This is a genomic window from Exiguobacterium acetylicum (assembly GCF_019890935.1).
Classification (GTDB): Bacteria; Bacillota; Bacilli; order Exiguobacteriales; family Exiguobacteriaceae; genus Exiguobacterium_A; species Exiguobacterium_A abrahamii.
Window position 1 is genome coordinate 2957501 of the sequence record NZ_CP082333.1, and the last position, 15119, is coordinate 2972619.

Below are 15119 nucleotides of genomic sequence, written 5' to 3' on the forward strand. Positions count from 1 at the left end.
GCTTCTCGACTGTTTTATATTGTTCCGGATGAATCGGCGTCCGGTCGAGCGGATGCGTACCTTCTAGAATTCGCAGGAATCCTGCAGCCTGCTCATATGCCTTTGCACCAAGACGAGGAACTTTCAATAATTCCTGACGTGTCTTGAACGTCCCAAGTTCCGAGCGGCGTTCGACGATTTTTTTCGCTGTCGCCTTCGTGATTCCTGCGACATAACTCAAAAGCGGTTCTGACGCTGTATTAACATCAACTCCGACTTGGTTGACGACCGTCTCGACGACGAAATCAAGTGTCTCCTTCAGTTTCGTTTGCGAGACATCATGTTGATATTGACCGACTCCGACAGACTGCGGGTCAACTTTGACGAGTTCAGCCAGTGGGTCCTGCAAACGACGCGCAATCGAAATCGCGGATCGTTGTTCGACTTGAAGCTCTGGAAACTCCGTCCGGGCAATCTCTGAAGCAGAATAAATACTTGCTCCTGCCTCGTCGACGATCGTAAAGGCGATATCTTTTTGCCCCTGCATCCAGTCCGCAACGAATGCTTCTGTTTCCCGTGAAGCTGTACCATTGCCAATCGCAATCAACTCGATTCCATATGTATCGACGAGCTGTGAAAGAGTTTGGCGTGCTTCTTTTGCTTTTTGCTCTGACATCGTCACGTAAATGACGCCGACTTCCTTCATTTCACCTGTCGGATCGATGACTGCCCACTTACATCCTGTCCGGTAAGCCGGATCAAGACCCAACATGACTTTCCCTTTCATCGGTGGTTGCATGTAGAGTTGACGGAGATTCTTACCAAAGACGTCAATCGCTTGGAGCTCTGCCTTTTCCGTCAGTTCATTTCGAATTTCTCGTTCGATGGCAGGAAAGACGGATTTTTTATAGCCCGTCGTGATCGCTGCTTCGACGATATCACGTTTCTTTGGCGCCAGTTGTGCGTAGGAACGAAGCAATGTCGGTAAAACCTGTTGTTCCTCTAACACGACTTTCACAGAGACGATTTTCAATGCTTCCGCACGGTTGATCGCAAGAATCCGGTGCGGAACGATCTGTTGGATCCGCTCACTGTAGGCATAATACTGTGCAAAGACGCCTTTTTCATCGACTGCATCCTTTTTCTGTTTCGTGACGATTTCTGCTGAACGGCGCATTTGCTTACGAATGAACTCACGCACCGTCGCTTGTTCGCCCCACTCCTCGGAAATGATCGATTGTGCCCCAGTCAGCGCTTCTTCCGAATCCAGCCCATTGCTCAAGCGATGGAATGTCGCTTCATCATAAGCAGACTTGTCGCGGAGCCAGTCAGCAAGTGGTGCAAGCCCTGCTTCCCGTGCAATTTCCGCTTTCGTCCGACGTTTTGGTCGAAATGGTAAGTAGATATCTTCGACTTGCTGTAACGTCGTCGCTTCTTCAAGTGTTCGACGAAGTTCCGGCGTCAGTCCACCTTGTTCCTCAATCTTTTCAAGGACGTCGCTCCGTCTGCTTTCAAGTTGCGTTAATTGTTTATGTCGATCGAGAATCGCTTTGATCGCGACCTCATCGAGTTCACCTGTCTGTTCTTTCCGGTAGCGGGCGATGAACGGAATCGTACCGCCTTCTTCCGTCAATTGTAAGACTGCCTTCACTTGCGCAGGACGTACATTCAGTTCACTTGCGATTCTCTTTTCCATCTGCTTCACCTCTCATTCATTATACCGAAGAACGCATGGAAAAGAAAAAAGACTGACACGAGGTCAGTCTTTAGAGAATACTTCATTTGGTTCGACTTTGATCGCTTCACGTAACTTCTGTAAAGCGCGTCGTTGAAGACGGGAAACGTGCATTTGTGAAATGCCGAGTAGTTCGCCCGTTTCTTTTTGACTCATATTGCGGTAGTAAGCACATTCGAGAATCGAACGTTCGCGGTCCGTTAAGACAGCAAATGCCTTTTCAAGAATCAGACGCTGATCGACAGAATCGTAGCCGTTTTCTTGATTCCCGACAAGATCGAGTAACGTAACGGTACTACCTTCCTGATCTGCCTCAATCGAACTATCAACGGATAACGCTTGATAGCTTTTACCCATTTCAAGTGTTTCGAGGACTTCCTCTTCCGATACTTCAAGACGCGCAGCAATCTCATCGATGCGCGGAGAGCGTTGCAACTCCGTCGTCAACTCCTCGACTGCCTTCTTGATTTTCGGTCCAAGTTCCTTGATGCGACGTGGAACGTGAACGCTCCATGTTTTATCGCGGATGAAACGTTTGATTTCACCGATGATCGTCGGAACAGCAAACGATTCAAAACTGCGACCGAATTCCTTATCGAAGCGACGAAGCGCTGCGAGCAACCCAATCATTCCGACCTGAACGAGATCGTCATGAATCGGTCGACCACGCGAGAACTTCCGGGCCAAAGCTTCTACCAAGTCTGAATAACGCTCGAGTAATGCCGCATGCACTTCCTCATCTTGGTCGTCCTGCTGATACAAATCAATCAGTCGAAGTACTTCATCATCACTGTGATGGCGTTGTTGAGACTTTGCTGGCACTTTGACCCACCTCATCTCTATTCATATATTTTGTCATATGGACAGTGACGCCGTTCGCTTTCTCGATCGTTACTTGATCCATCAATGCTTCGATCATCAAGATACCGAGTCCTCCTTCATGCAAGGAATCGAGATCGTGTGCATCCGTAATCGGTTCACTTTGGCGTTTGACCTCATCTTTATCGAACGTAATGCCGTTATCCTTGACGACAATCTCAAGACGATCATCCGGATAGACATTACATGTCAAGGCGATGCTACCATCTTCTTTTCCTTCGTACGCATGTTGAACAGCGTTCGCACATGCTTCTGAGACAGCGATCTTGATATCTTCGATGTCATCATACGTGTATCCCATACGGTTCGCGACACCTGAAACCGTCAGACGGGCAATGGCTACATATTCCGGTTTTGCCGGTAATGTCATGTTTAGTTGTTCGTTCTTCATTGCGTTCCACCTCTTACACCACTATCGATTGTAATGATGCTTGAAAGACCTGTGATTTCGAACAGACGACGGATGCGTTCAGAAACGCCGACGAGCGTGAACGATGTACCGTTCTTTTTCGCCGCTTTGAGTGCTCCGACGAACACGCCGAGACCTGTCGAATCCATGTAGTGTACTTCATCCAAATGGACGACGACATCGTTTGTTTCAACTGCCGGGACTAGTTCTTGGCGAAGCTTTGGTGCTGTATACGTATCAATCTCACCTGCGATATAAAGATGCGTCTGACCGTCTAGCTGCTCTGTTTTAATTGTTAAATCCATCTTCAAGTTCCTCCTCAAGGAAAATCTGTCTATGTGGTCTTGCTATTCATCCTACCTCATCCCTTTATAAAAAGGTCACTTGGGTATGTTTCCCCGTAAAGAAAACTTTAAAACCCATTTTATAAAAAAAGAGGTCAAAAAAAGTCGCATACGCTAGTATCGACTCTTCTTGTGTTGCGCTTCTATGTAAGTGCCTAAAAATCAACCAAGCCTAAGCTGATTGCGACGGCACTATTTACTTTCATCATCGTGTCTGGATCTAGATGTGTGACTTTATCCGTTAGACGGCGTTTATCAATTGTCCGGATTTGCTCAAGTAAGATGACCGAATCACGTTCTAATCCGTGTCGCTCTCGATATACTTCCACATGGGTCGGTAGTTTGGCTTTGTCGATCTGTGCCGTGATCGCAGCCACGATGACTGTCGGGCTGAATCGGTTACCAATATCATTTTGTAGAACAAGCACGGGACGAACTCCCCCTTGTTCCGATCCGACCACAGGTGACAAATTTGCATAAAACACGTCGCCACGTTTGACTATCAAAGCTTACACCCCGCTTACTTGACGTAGGAGTGAGAACTCCGCCTCCGTTTCAATCTGGAACATTTCGCCAACGATCGATAAATTGATTGCTGCCATTTCTTCGTAACCACGCTTCAATTCCTCACGTAGCTGACGCTTGCGTTCTTCGGTCGTATGGTTCGACTTCATCCCAATCGTCTCCTTCGCTACATTTCGCTCAACAAACTGCATTTCCCGTTGTTGGACCAAGATAATGGCACCTCCAGATTCACTGAAACCTTAACGAACGACTCACTTTCTACTTCAATATATCAGTCGAATTCAGAAAATACAATCAAAATTCAAACAAATAACATATTTTTGCCATCTTATTGATGTCTTGTACGAATCATTGACGTGGAACACGCTTCGAGAATTGACAGAGAACTTCATAGTTGATCGTCCCGAGCCAATGGGCTGCTTCCTCGATCGGTGCCCCTTCTCCAATCAAGATGACTTCCGTTCCAATCGGATATTCTCGCGGTAAACGAATCATGAGCCGATCCATGCAGACACGCCCGACGATTTCGCACGGTAGACCGTCTACGATCAACGAATAACCTTGGAACTTGCGTGACCAGCCATCCGCGTAACCAATCGGAACGGTACCGATCCATTCATCCGTCGGCGCGGTATAAGTCGCTCCGTAACTGATCGTTTGACCCGGTTCAACTTGTTTGACCTGCATCAGACGACTTTTCAGTGAAAACGCTGGTTTTAAAAATTCATAATGACCTGCCATCTCATCGGACGGCATCGCCCCATATAATGCAATACCAACTCGAACGACGTTAAACGGTGCTTGACCTGCTAAGCGAATCGCTGCCGCCGAATTGGCACAGTGGACGTACCGGATATCCGGTACTAGTGCGACGTACGACAAAAACGTCTCGAGCTGGCGTTCAAACAACCGACTACTCAGCTCGTCAGCAGTCGCGAAATGCGTATAGATCCCTTCGAGTTCAACGAGATCATCATCACACTCAACAAGAATTCGCTTCAACTCATCGACATGTTGCAATCCGAGTCGCCCCATTCCCGTATCGACTTTGATATGCAAGCGGAGATGATCGACTTCCGTCAAATGACGTTTCGCTTCCTGAAGCCAATCGGCTGAAAAGACAGGGACGGCGACATCATAATTCGAAGCGACTGGTGCATGTTCCGGTAGTAAGGCTTCAAGCATCAGAATCGGTGCTTGGATGCCCGCTTCGCGTAACTCAATCGCTTCTTCGAGGAGTGCGACAGCGAGTAAGTCGGCTCCGTTCTCAAGAGCGATCTCAGCAACTGTCACTGCCCCGTGACCATAGCCGTCCGCCTTGACGACTGCCATCACCTGTTGTTCACCCATCCGTGTTTTGATTTCGCGTATATTATGTGCGATCGCTTCCCGATCGATTTCAATCCAAGTTGGTCGGTACATCCCATTCCCTCTTCTCTAATAAGACTTGCGCAGATGCATAATGCTCTGAATGTGTGATCGAGACGTGGATGACGCCATCGAATGGTCCACTCATGATCGGTCGCCCTGTCTCATCGTTTAAAATTTCAACATCTTGCCAAGAGACTTCTTTTCCGACGCCGGTTCCGAATGCTTTGACGAACGCTTCCTTTGCGGCGAAACGTCCAGCAAGATACTCGATGCGACGGTGTCCCGAGAGCGATTGAAATCTTTCCTGCTCTGCCTGTGTTAAGATTCTCCCAGCAAAACGTGGCTGTCGCTCGAGCGTTTGCTTGATTCGATTCAGTTCGACCAAATCGATTCCAATTCCATAAATCATCCGAGACGCCTCCACAGTTCTATTCTTCGCCATCTTCATATAGAATGAAGATGAAGCGAGGTGTTGTCATGTTTAGTCGAACGGAAAACCTACAAACGTTCACACGTTCTTATCCGGTCGTTTCGTTGTTCATTTTAATCCAAGTCGCCCTGTTTGTCATCGAACAGTTGGGCCCACTCCTTAACCTGACATTCTCTCCTCTAAATGCAGGGGCATCCATCAATCTCTTAATCGAGCAAGGTGAATGGTGGCGTGTCGTCACAGCAACGTTCTTGCATTACGATTTTTGGCACATTGCGTTCAATACGTTTGCTCTCGTCATCTTCGCTCCACCGCTTGAGCGGATGATCGGACATGGTCGATTTGCAGCCTTTTACTTGCTCGTTGGTACGCTTGCAAACATCTTGACGTACTTCACGAAAATCAATGAACCGTTTTATGGTCAAGCTGGAGCATCGGGTGCCATTCTTGGTTTGCTTGGTTTTTATGTGTACTTGAGTCGATTCAAGCGGACTGTCATCCTAGCAGACGATACACGTCTTGTGTATATCTTTACTGCGGTCACGGCAGTCTTTACGTTACTTGGTTCAAATGTCGCTGTATTCGGTCACTTGTACGGTTTCGTCCTCGGATTCCTCTTCGGATTCGTCTTTGGTAATCGTGCCGTTCCATTCACACGTCCGTTCCAAACTGGTCGTCGATCGAGCGGTGGACCTGTCTTCGTAAGCGGTTCTGGTCAACTCGGTCGGATCTTCTTCTATATCATCATCGCGTTTGCCGTACTCGGATTATTCTTCCGCTACTTGTAAACCAGCATACAAAAAGGACTCCGCTACACGCGCGAGTCCTTTTTTGCTTATTTGCGAAGTACTTCTGCTAAGTCCTTCACGTCGTCAATCAGGTTATGGATCGTCTCCTGATTATCCGTATAGAGTGCTTTTAGTTCCTCAAAGCGCCCTTTTGGATCTTGTTTGACAGCAGACAATTGTGTTCCTGCGCCGCTGAATGTCCGTTTCACTGCTGCGAACTGCGCTTGGCGCGTATCTTTATGCAGTAGTGATAAAGTAGCGCCGACGAGTGCGCCACCGAGTGTTGCTACGACAAAATAGTTCTTCTTCATCTGTTAGTCCCCCTGCATCTCACTCATTTGTTGGTGGTACGATTTGATACCGTTTCATGACGGGAGAAGGCGCGAACGACTTCCCTGCCTCTTCAGCATACTGGTCTACCGTAAGACGTTCAACTGATTTTGCATAACGAGCTCCGTCCCCTGTCTCTTGGAACTGAATCAATAAGGCAAGATCCGTTCCCTTCTCGACACGTCCAATCCGAAACGCCTGGAAGCCACCGTATTCTGCTCCGATGACTTTCGGATTCGACATCACTTGATGTACAAATAGATCCCCGCTATTTTGATCTGCCGGAATCGACCAGTAGAAGAGACTGCCTTCATCCGAAAAATTGCCACGTGATTCAAGCAACGTGTAGGTATTGCCACTTTGAAAAGGTGATTTCGAGTCCGTCTCCATCCAGAGGATGGCATCGCCGCTTCCGCTAGCGACACGAATATGAGCATCACGGGAACGAATTTGTTCAACGAACGAACCGCTACCGAATGTAATCGAAAGTTTAGATGGCATCACAGGCCTCCGCAAGTTGAAAGTCTTTTTCCGTCAATCCGTTTTCATCATGAGTCGTCGCTGCAAGTGTGACGTTTTTATAGTCGATCACGATTCGTGGATGATGATTCAAGTTTTCAGCGATACTTCCGACTTCCTGTACGAAATCCAGTGCCGCAGGGAACGATGCAAGTGTATAGGTCCGGACGATTTCATCATCCACGACACTCCAATCCTGCAACCGCTCAAGACGCTCTTCCACTTCATACTCATTCAACCTAGCCATCCCTTTCTCCTCCTCTACTATCATTTTCGTCCTATACCTTATACCCCATTCTTTTACTTCTCTATACCTGTTTGTATCCGATTTCTTCCTTTTGCCTTCTGTGTGAGATAGAGTACAATGTGAAAGAGAACACTAATTCAAAATCGGAAAGGGGCTTACGCATATGCGCGCTCTGATTGTCATTGATTACACGATCGATTTCGTTGCTGACGAAGGAAAGCTGACTTGTGGAAAACCAGGACAAGCGATTGAAAATCGAATTGCTACGTTGATGGAGGAATTTTCAACGGAAGATTACGTCGTCATCGCCAACGATATTCACGAAGAAGGCGATACGTTCCACCCGGAAACCGTCCTCTTCCCGCCACACAATATCCGCGGAACACATGGACGTGATCTGTTCGGAAAAGTCGCAGCCATGGCACGGGTCGCCGATCACGTCATCGACAAGACGCGTTATAGTGCGTTCGCCGGGACGGACCTCGATTTACGCTTGCGTGAACGCGGTATCCGCGAAGTCCACCTCGTCGGTGTCTGTACGGACATTTGTGTCCTTCATACAGCTGTCGATGCCTACAATCTCGGGTATCGTATCGTCGTCCATGCCGATGCGGTCGCAAGCTTTAACGCGACTGGTCACGAGTGGGCGCTTACACACTTTAAACAATCGATCGGCGCTGAAGTCGTCGGCGAATAAGAAGGGATCTGTCCGTCATGTTACAACGTAATCTTGCACTCCATACCGATCTGTACTTACCACGGTGGATGTATATCTATTGGAAAGAAGGACGTCATAATGAACGCGCCGTCTTTGATGTTTACTACCGTTCGAATCCGTTCGCAGGAGGCTATGTCGTCTTTGCGGGTCTCGAAAATATCATCGAGTACATTCAAACACTCCGTTTCACGGAAGAAGATATCACGTACTTGCAAGAGATGATTGGCTTCCCGGATGAGTTCAAGGATGAACTGCGTCAGTTCAAGTTCAATGGTTCGATCTCAAGTGTCAAAGAAGGCGAGATCGTCTTCCCGAACGAACCACTGATTCGGATCGAGGCACGCATCTTTGAAGCGAAGCTCTTACAGACCGCGATTCTGAACATCGCGAACCACGAATCGCTCATCGCGACGAAGTACGCACGGATTCGTCAATCGGCTCCCCGTGCGAAGTTCCTCGAAGCTGGCGCCCGTCGCGCGCAAGGCATCGATGCCGCTTACTTCGGTACGCGTGCTTCGTACCTGGCTGGTTTTGACGTCACAAGCCTTGCTTCAGCAGGACGCGACTTCGGCATTCCGTGTGGTGGAACGATGGAACATGCCGACATTCAATTCCACGATGACGAATTGACGGCATTCCGGACATTCGCTTCTCATTATCCGGATCAGGCGACATTACTCGTCGATACGTACGATACGCTCAAGAGTGGTCTTCCGAATGCCATCACGGTTGCGAAGGAACTCCAAGCCAAAGGGCATAAACTGCGTGGCATCCGAATCGATTCTGGCGACTTATCTTACTTGTCAAAACGTGCCCGCAACATGCTGGACGAAGCCGGCTTCCCGGAAGTCGACATCGTCTTATCAGGGGACCTCGATGAGTACGTCATCCAGGACTTACGCATCCAAGGTGCCCAAGCCAATACGTTCCTCGTCGGAACACGCGGTATCACAGCCTACGAACAACCGGCTCTTGGAATGGTCTATAAACTAGTCGCGCGTGAAGTAGATGGCGAGCTCGCACCCGTCATTAAAGTATCCTCGTCAAAAGCCAAGACGACGACGCCCCATATCAAGGAAGTGTATCGCATCATCGATCCGGTGACGGATAAGTTCAAAGGCGATTACGTCACGTTGATGGACGAAGATCCGTCGACACTTGAAGCTGTCGATCTCATCGACGTCCGGGACCCATCGTTCCGAAATCGCATCGAACAGTTCAAGGTCGAGCGGTTACTTGAACCAATCTTTAAAGATGGAGAACTGGTCTATACGGTTCCGACGATCGAAGAGAGCCGCCACTTCCACGAAACACAGATTGGTCGTCTGTGGGAAGAGTACAAACGGCTGCGTTTGCCAGAGATTTATGCTGTCACATTCAGCGATCGTCTCTGGAAGCTCAAACTCGACATGATTCGGGATACTCGACTGGCAAGTGGATTAAAATAAATCGCCAAAAAGCGCCGTTCTTCCTCCATCGGAATGAACGGCGCTTTTTCTCATGTTAATCCTGCTTCGTTTCCGACAGGTGTCATTTCTGTTGGCGCTTGTTCCATCTTCTTACGAAAGTACCATGCGAAGCCAAGTGCACCTCCGATGAAGACGATATACGTGATGCGTTGACCGAATTCAGCTAAGGAATCCGCGTAGAAAATACTGATTAAATGATCACTTCCACTAATGAGTAGCAAACAGGCAATCAGGAGCGCAATGCGATATGCAAGCGTCGGGCGGTCTGTCGGTTCAGCATGCCAATACATGATGATATGGTGGGCAAGTAGAACGATACCCAGGATTCCTAATATTCCAATGAGTACTTGCGGCATAATGAACGATCCTCCTGTTTAGTAGTATCTAGTCTTATTTAAACATAGTTCATACGAATTTCGTCAGGAAAAGTTTCCCGTCTTACATTCCTCACGGTATACTGTAGGAAAATCGTAAGCGATCAAGGGAGGGTATTTTTTCATGAAAACCTTTAAGTTATGCACATTACGCATTTTAATGGATGAGTCAGGACGTGATACGACGATTCCCGTCGCCATTCAGGACGGATTGACGGTCAGTACCGAACAGACGGCACAGTGGGTTGCAGAAATCGTCGTTCCTCCGACGGATCAGCCGATCGTCGATGAATTGTTCACAAAACATTTACGTGCTTTGATTGAAATCACGATCTCACGACCTGATAATGACCCTGCCGCGATGATCGTCACGCCTCTTGAACGGACTGTCTTAAGCGAAAACGTCTCATATGTCTTCACGGGTAAGATGGTCATGATGAAAAATGATTTATCTGAATCGATCTTACGCGAAGTCGTCGAAGATGGATTCGCTGGCGAAGAACTCGTTCAAGAGTATAAGGATCGTCGTTCAAAACGTGGCGCCCATATCACAAGTATCGCTAAAGAAACGTTCAAACAATATTTGACCGAGCATCCGAACGCACCTGTCTCTTAAGGTTTTTCAACCTCGTCCGTGATGTGGTCCGCTACGTTGATGCGGTCAATCGTATAGTGATCCGTATGCTGGATATAATTCGCACACGCGTTTTTCAAAGGTGTCCGGTAACTAAATGTCGCATCAATCGACGATAATGCTGCCTTGATCGTATGCGAGTGACAGACGATTAGAATTCGTTTCCCTTCATACGTGCGTGTCACTTCCTGTAGCGCCTCGAACACGCGATCTTGGATGTCTTGTTCCGTTTCAAGACCTGGCACAAGTGTCGTATCGTTCGCTTGAACGGCTTCGTAAATCGCTGCGACCGGTTCACCGGAAGCGGCTCCGAATTCGCGTTCGACAAGTCGCTCATCTGTCGCTGTGATCGTTAAACCAACAGCACGACCGATGATTTCTGCTGTCTCAACGGCACGTGATAGGGGGCTTGCTAACAAGACATCCCACTCTTCATTCGATAGATAAGCGGCGCTGAGTTCCGCTTGTCTTCTTCCTGTTGCATTCAACGGGATATCTTCTCTTCCTTGAATCCGTTCGTTTAAGTTCCAATCCGTCTGACCATGCCGCACTAAACAAATTTCAGTCATGTCTCTGTCTCCCTCATTTAAGAAATATGACTGATTGTATCATGTTTTCCATTCGGAAGTTGTCGCGGTGGCAACAGTAGCACCTGACAGGTGAAACGTTCAATTCGTTCAAGCAATCGCTCAATCTTTAACGGATTTTCCGTCTGAGCGAAACTGGCAAGTGAGTGGGTGCCATTCGGAAAGGAAAACAAACGAACATCGGCTCCGACATCCGCTCCCTTCTCAACGAAATGCAAAGCTTGAGAAAACGGGACGATCGGATCTTTTTTACCGTGCAAGAGCATGATGGGCGGGGCATCCGACGATAAATGTGTGACGGGTGAGACGTGCGTCATCAGCTTGCGCCATTCTTCTCGTCCCCCCTTGTAGAACTTAATGTGGGCAATCCAAGTCTGAATGAAATTAAACAACAAAAAGTTCGTCGGTGGATATAAAGCGATCACACCACTGATCAATGGCATGTGGCGCTCATCACGCTCACCAACGAAAGCAGATGGGGCAAGTGCCGTCGTCAGCATGAGTGCAGCTCCGGCTGAGTCTCCCCATACCATCATCCGACCTCTTAGAATGCGAAGATCCTCCGCTTCCTTGTTCAAAAAACATAATGCATCCCGTACATCTTCGAGGTTATCCGGAAAATAACTGCCCTCTTCGAACAAACGATAATCGATACTACAGACAGCAACTCCGAGTTCAAGCAGACGGTCGACGATTGGACTAAAGCAGAATATGTCATCACGCTCCCCACGAACGAATGCACCGCCGTGTGCGTAGATGGCAACTGGAAACGGTCCCTCACCCGGTGGATAATAGAGATCGAGCTGTAAGATGCGGTCTCCCACCTGCTTATAGGTGAGCGTCCGCGGTGCCAGTTGTTTTTCTGTGTGTGGCAAGGCGGGTTCGGTCCACCGGAGCAGTGCACCGTAATTGTTCCAAATACTCGCTCCCGCTGCTGCCGTCGTCAATAACGCAGCTCCCCCCATTAGCCATGCAGTTTCACGTTTCACTTGATCACCTCCAAAAGACGTACCAGTTTCTTCACTTTATTATCCTTTTACCCCGTTTTAAAAGATGTCGAACGTCTCGGTATTCCTACTTGACGCTTCATCGGCGTTCCGCTATAGTGAGAAAGTCCAAATCGGAATAGTTACGTTTTAATAATGGAGGTATCATATAATGAAAAAAATCATTCCTGCTTTAACGGTCGCCTTCGCGAGTGCAAGTGTCCTCGCTGCTTGCGGTTCAAATACCGATTCATCGACTTCAGATAAAACCCAGACAGAAGTCTATGCATCAACGTTCGCGACGGCTGCTATTGCCCGCGAAATCGGTGGCAATCAAGTCGACGTCAAGATGATCGTTCCACCTGGAGCAGACCCCCACTCTTACGAGCCAACGTCAAAACAACTCACTGAGATTGCCAAGGGCGACTTGTTCCTCTTAACCGGTACGACGCTCGAGCCGTATTCGAAAAAAATCCAGGAGAGTCTAAAAGGCACGGATGTCCGCTTCGTCGAGACGAGTAAGGACGTCAACTTGCTAGAGTCGGATGCTACACTTCATGCACATGAAGAAGAAGGGCATACAGAAGACGAACATGCCCACGAAGAAGAAGGGCATGATGATCATGCAACAGATGAACATGCGCATGAAGAAGAGGGTCATGACCACGGAAAATACGATCCACACGTCTGGCTCGACCCTGTCAACGCAAAAGCAATGGCACGCTCAATTACAACTGCTCTATCAAAAGAAGTACCAAAAGACAAAGCAACATTCGAGAAAAACTTAAAAGCGTTCGATCAACAAGCTGACGCACTCGATGAAGAGTTCAAACAAGCGGTCGCTGATGGATCGAAAAAAGAGCTTCTCGTTACGCATGCCGCTTACGGTTACCTCGCAGAACGATATGGCTTCACACAACTGCCGATCGCGGGAATTTCTCCTTCTGATGAACCGTCACAAAAGCAACTGGCCGCTTTAGTGAAAGAAGCACGGATGCATGATTTAAAATACGTCGCGTTCGAAGAGACAGTCTCACCTAAGGTTGCACGTGTCATCCAAAAAGAAATCGGAGCTGAATCCGTGACGATTCATAATCTAGAGTCGGTCACGAAAGCGCAACAAAACAGCTCTTATTTCAAGTTGATGGAAGAAAACGTCCAAACATTGAAAAAGGCACTTCAGTAAAGTACAGTTGACACGCGTTACTCAATGCGGTACGGTAAGAAACGTGTTTTACAACAATTGAATGACTTCTTTTTATCGCGAGAAACGGAGGGACTGGCCCAATGATGTTTCGGCAGCGGACGATTTGATTCGTACTGTGCCAAATCCAGCAAGCGAAAGCTTGAGAGATAAGAAGAGCGTCTTTATTTCATAAAGACCTCCTTCTTTCTTGCGAAGGGGTCTTTTTTTGTATCTTTGAGAAACGAGGTGTTAACAATGAATGAAACGATCACGCCTAACAAATGGGCACTGCTTCCTCTCGTCGTATTCCTGGTTCTCTTCATCGGAGCCGGGATCTTCTATGACGACTTTTACAAATTTCCGATCCTTATCGCCGCACTGATCGCTTTGATTTTTGCTGCAATCACGACGAAAGGATCCATCAATCAAACGGTCGAACGAATTGCAACGGGTGCCGGAAATCCCGATATCATGATCATGGTCTTCATCTTCTTACTAGCCGGTACGTTTTCTGGAACAGCAGAAGCAATCGGCGCCATCGATGCGACCGTTAATGCCGCTTTGACGTTCCTACCTCCGTCGCTCCTGATGAGTGGTCTGTTCATCATCGCTGCCTTCATCTCGATGGCGATGGGGACATCTACCGGAACGATTGCTGCACTCGCACCGATCGCCTTCGGTATTCATGAAGCGACAGGCATCAACGTTGCGATCGCAGCGGCTGCTGTCGTTGGTGGATCGATGTTTGGCGATAACTTGTCGTTCATCTCGGATACGACGATTGCTGCCGTCCGTACCCAAAAAACGAACATGCGCGATAAATTCCGGACGAACTTCATGATCGTCCTGCCGGCTGCTATTTTGACAGTCATCCTGCTCGCATTCGTTTCTGGTTCTGGTGACGTCGTCGAAGCAAAAGCATTTGAATTCTACAAGTTGATTCCATATCTCGCTGTCATCGTCCTTGCACTATTTGGCGTCAATGTCATTCTTGTCCTCATTGGTGGTACGTTACTCACCGGCATCATCGGTATGATTGATGGTAGTTTCGGCTTGAGTGGCTTCGTCCTCTCGATGTCCGAAGGAATGATGGGGATGGCGGAAATCTCCATTTTGACGCTCCTCATGGGTGGTCTCGTCAGCTTGATTACGTTCAACGGTGGAATTGCTTACTTGAAAGAGACGCTGACACGCAAGATTTCACAGCGTCGGGGTGCCGAATTCAGTATGGCGGCACTCGTCAGTGCAACGAATCTCGCGACAGCAAACAATACGATCTCGATTCTCGTCGCTGGACCACTAGCAGCTGAAATTGCCGATACGTATGAAGTCGATCGCAAGAAATCAGCGAGTATCCTTGATATCTTCTCTTGTGGTATTCAAGGCATCATTCCGTATGGGGCACAACTTTTGATCGCAGCAGAATTGACGAAAACAGCTTCTCCTGAACTGATTCCGTATCTGTTCTACCCGTTCCTCCTCTTCGTCTGTGGATCAATCGCCATCTTCTTCGGTTTGCCACGCATGAAGAAGACAGCGACGAAGCAAGAAAAAATTTCTTCGTAACTATAAAACAGGTCCAATCGCGTCGACGATTGGACCTGTTTTA

At 48.1% G+C, this 15119-nt stretch carries 20 protein-coding genes and 1 riboswitch (1 of these 21 cut by a window edge); of the genes, 6 read left to right on the top strand and 14 right to left on the bottom strand.

Features of this window, described 5'->3' with window-relative positions; genetic code table 11:
- From K7G97_RS15265 to acpS, 8 genes are all read right to left on the bottom strand, one after another.
- Positions 1 to 1675: the 5' portion of a Tex family protein gene (locus tag K7G97_RS15265; RefSeq protein ID WP_223040976.1), read on the bottom strand. It extends 446 nt beyond the left edge of the window; 1675 of the gene's 2121 nt are visible here — the first part of the coding sequence; it begins with the start codon at positions 1673 to 1675; its stop codon lies beyond the left edge, outside the window.
- Between the two features lie 63 nt (positions 1676 to 1738).
- Positions 1739 to 2536 carry an RNA polymerase sigma factor SigB gene (sigB, locus tag K7G97_RS15270; RefSeq protein WP_023469620.1) on the bottom strand — a complete coding sequence of 266 codons (798 nt, stop codon included), beginning with the start codon at positions 2534 to 2536 and terminating at the stop codon, positions 1739 to 1741.
- Positions 2502 to 2984: an anti-sigma B factor RsbW gene (gene rsbW / locus K7G97_RS15275; RefSeq protein WP_023469621.1), complete on the bottom strand. Its 483-nt coding sequence runs from the start codon at positions 2982 to 2984 to the stop codon at positions 2502 to 2504. The genes sigB and rsbW overlap by 35 nt, the downstream gene beginning before the upstream one ends.
- Positions 2981 to 3307, bottom strand: a complete 327-nt coding sequence (locus K7G97_RS15280) for an STAS domain-containing protein (RefSeq protein WP_023469622.1) — start codon at positions 3305 to 3307, stop codon at positions 2981 to 2983. Before K7G97_RS15280 ends, rsbW begins: the two co-directional genes overlap by 4 nt.
- A gap of 194 nt (positions 3308 to 3501) precedes the next feature.
- On the bottom strand, positions 3502 to 3852 hold the full coding sequence (locus K7G97_RS15285; protein ID WP_023469623.1) for a type II toxin-antitoxin system PemK/MazF family toxin: 351 nt from the start codon (positions 3850 to 3852) through the stop codon (positions 3502 to 3504).
- Positions 3853 to 3855: 3 nt separating this feature from the next.
- Entirely contained in the window at positions 3856 to 4080 is a 225-nt protein-coding gene (locus tag K7G97_RS15290; RefSeq protein ID WP_023469624.1) for a hypothetical protein, read from the bottom strand.
- Positions 4081 to 4219: 139 nt separating this feature from the next.
- Positions 4220 to 5293, bottom strand: coding sequence for an alanine racemase (alr, locus tag K7G97_RS15295; protein ID WP_223040977.1), 1074 nt, complete (start codon positions 5291 to 5293; stop codon positions 4220 to 4222).
- Positions 5271 to 5651 carry a holo-ACP synthase gene (gene acpS, locus K7G97_RS15300; RefSeq protein WP_223040978.1) on the bottom strand — a complete coding sequence of 127 codons (381 nt, stop codon included), beginning with the start codon at positions 5649 to 5651 and terminating at the stop codon, positions 5271 to 5273. Before acpS ends, alr begins: the two co-directional genes overlap by 23 nt.
- Positions 5652 to 5719: 68 nt before the next feature.
- Here acpS and K7G97_RS15305 point away from each other — a divergent pair, with 68 nt between their 5' ends.
- Positions 5720 to 6460, top strand: coding sequence for a rhomboid family intramembrane serine protease (locus K7G97_RS15305; RefSeq protein WP_064300646.1), 741 nt, complete (start codon positions 5720 to 5722; stop codon positions 6458 to 6460).
- A 47-nt stretch (positions 6461 to 6507) separates the two neighbouring features.
- On the opposite strand, the gene K7G97_RS15310 is transcribed toward K7G97_RS15305, so the two are convergent.
- The 3 genes from K7G97_RS15310 to K7G97_RS15320 are packed head-to-tail and all read right to left on the bottom strand — an operon-like array spanning position 6508 to position 7556.
- Complete coding sequence (locus K7G97_RS15310) at positions 6508 to 6771, bottom strand: hypothetical protein (protein WP_023469628.1); 264 nt, start codon at positions 6769 to 6771, stop codon at positions 6508 to 6510.
- A gap of 19 nt (positions 6772 to 6790) precedes the next feature.
- Entirely contained in the window at positions 6791 to 7291 is a 501-nt protein-coding gene (locus K7G97_RS15315) for a hypothetical protein (protein WP_023469629.1), read from the bottom strand.
- The gene (locus K7G97_RS15320) at positions 7281 to 7556 is read right to left on the bottom strand and encodes a 4a-hydroxytetrahydrobiopterin dehydratase (protein WP_023469630.1); all 276 of its coding nucleotides are present in this window, start codon (positions 7554 to 7556) and stop codon (positions 7281 to 7283) included. The genes K7G97_RS15315 and K7G97_RS15320 overlap by 11 nt, the downstream gene beginning before the upstream one ends.
- Positions 7557 to 7719: 163 nt before the next feature.
- Between K7G97_RS15320 and K7G97_RS15325 the strand changes: the two genes are divergently transcribed.
- Together K7G97_RS15325 and K7G97_RS15330 are read left to right on the top strand one after the other, a co-directional pair.
- Positions 7720 to 8253, top strand: a complete 534-nt coding sequence (locus K7G97_RS15325; protein ID WP_223040979.1) for a cysteine hydrolase family protein — start codon at positions 7720 to 7722, stop codon at positions 8251 to 8253.
- A 17-nt stretch (positions 8254 to 8270) separates the two neighbouring features.
- Positions 8271 to 9722, top strand: coding sequence for a nicotinate phosphoribosyltransferase (locus tag K7G97_RS15330; RefSeq protein ID WP_029342847.1), 1452 nt, complete (start codon positions 8271 to 8273; stop codon positions 9720 to 9722).
- Between the two features lie 50 nt (positions 9723 to 9772).
- Here K7G97_RS15330 and K7G97_RS15335 read toward each other — a convergent pair whose 3' ends face one another.
- Positions 9773 to 10099, bottom strand: coding sequence for a hypothetical protein (locus K7G97_RS15335; protein ID WP_029342848.1), 327 nt, complete (start codon positions 10097 to 10099; stop codon positions 9773 to 9775).
- Positions 10100 to 10241: 142 nt separating this feature from the next.
- Between K7G97_RS15335 and K7G97_RS15340 the strand changes: the two genes are divergently transcribed.
- Positions 10242 to 10733, top strand: coding sequence for a YwpF family protein (locus K7G97_RS15340; protein ID WP_050678476.1), 492 nt, complete (start codon positions 10242 to 10244; stop codon positions 10731 to 10733).
- Here the strand turns inward: K7G97_RS15340 and K7G97_RS15345 are convergent.
- Positions 10730 to 11320, bottom strand: a complete 591-nt coding sequence (locus K7G97_RS15345) for a histidine phosphatase family protein (RefSeq protein ID WP_223040980.1) — start codon at positions 11318 to 11320, stop codon at positions 10730 to 10732. The two genes, K7G97_RS15340 and K7G97_RS15345, sit on opposite strands and share 4 nt — an antisense overlap.
- Before the next feature lie 17 nt (positions 11321 to 11337).
- Positions 11338 to 12327: an alpha/beta hydrolase gene (locus K7G97_RS15350; RefSeq protein ID WP_223040981.1), complete on the bottom strand. Its 990-nt coding sequence runs from the start codon at positions 12325 to 12327 to the stop codon at positions 11338 to 11340.
- 169 nt (positions 12328 to 12496) lie between these two features.
- Between K7G97_RS15350 and K7G97_RS15355 the strand changes: the two genes are divergently transcribed.
- Both K7G97_RS15355 and K7G97_RS15360 read left to right on the top strand, forming a co-directional pair.
- Positions 12497 to 13510 (top strand): metal ABC transporter solute-binding protein, Zn/Mn family, encoded by a 1014-nt coding sequence (locus tag K7G97_RS15355; protein WP_195865968.1) that lies wholly within the window; start codon positions 12497 to 12499, stop codon positions 13508 to 13510.
- A 69-nt stretch (positions 13511 to 13579) separates the two neighbouring features.
- Positions 13580 to 13684: riboswitch (SAM riboswitch) on the top strand.
- A gap of 81 nt (positions 13685 to 13765) precedes the next feature.
- On the top strand, positions 13766 to 15076 hold the full coding sequence (locus K7G97_RS15360; protein WP_029342853.1) for a Na+/H+ antiporter NhaC family protein: 1311 nt from the start codon (positions 13766 to 13768) through the stop codon (positions 15074 to 15076).
- The last annotated feature ends 43 nt before the right edge of the window (positions 15077 to 15119 follow it).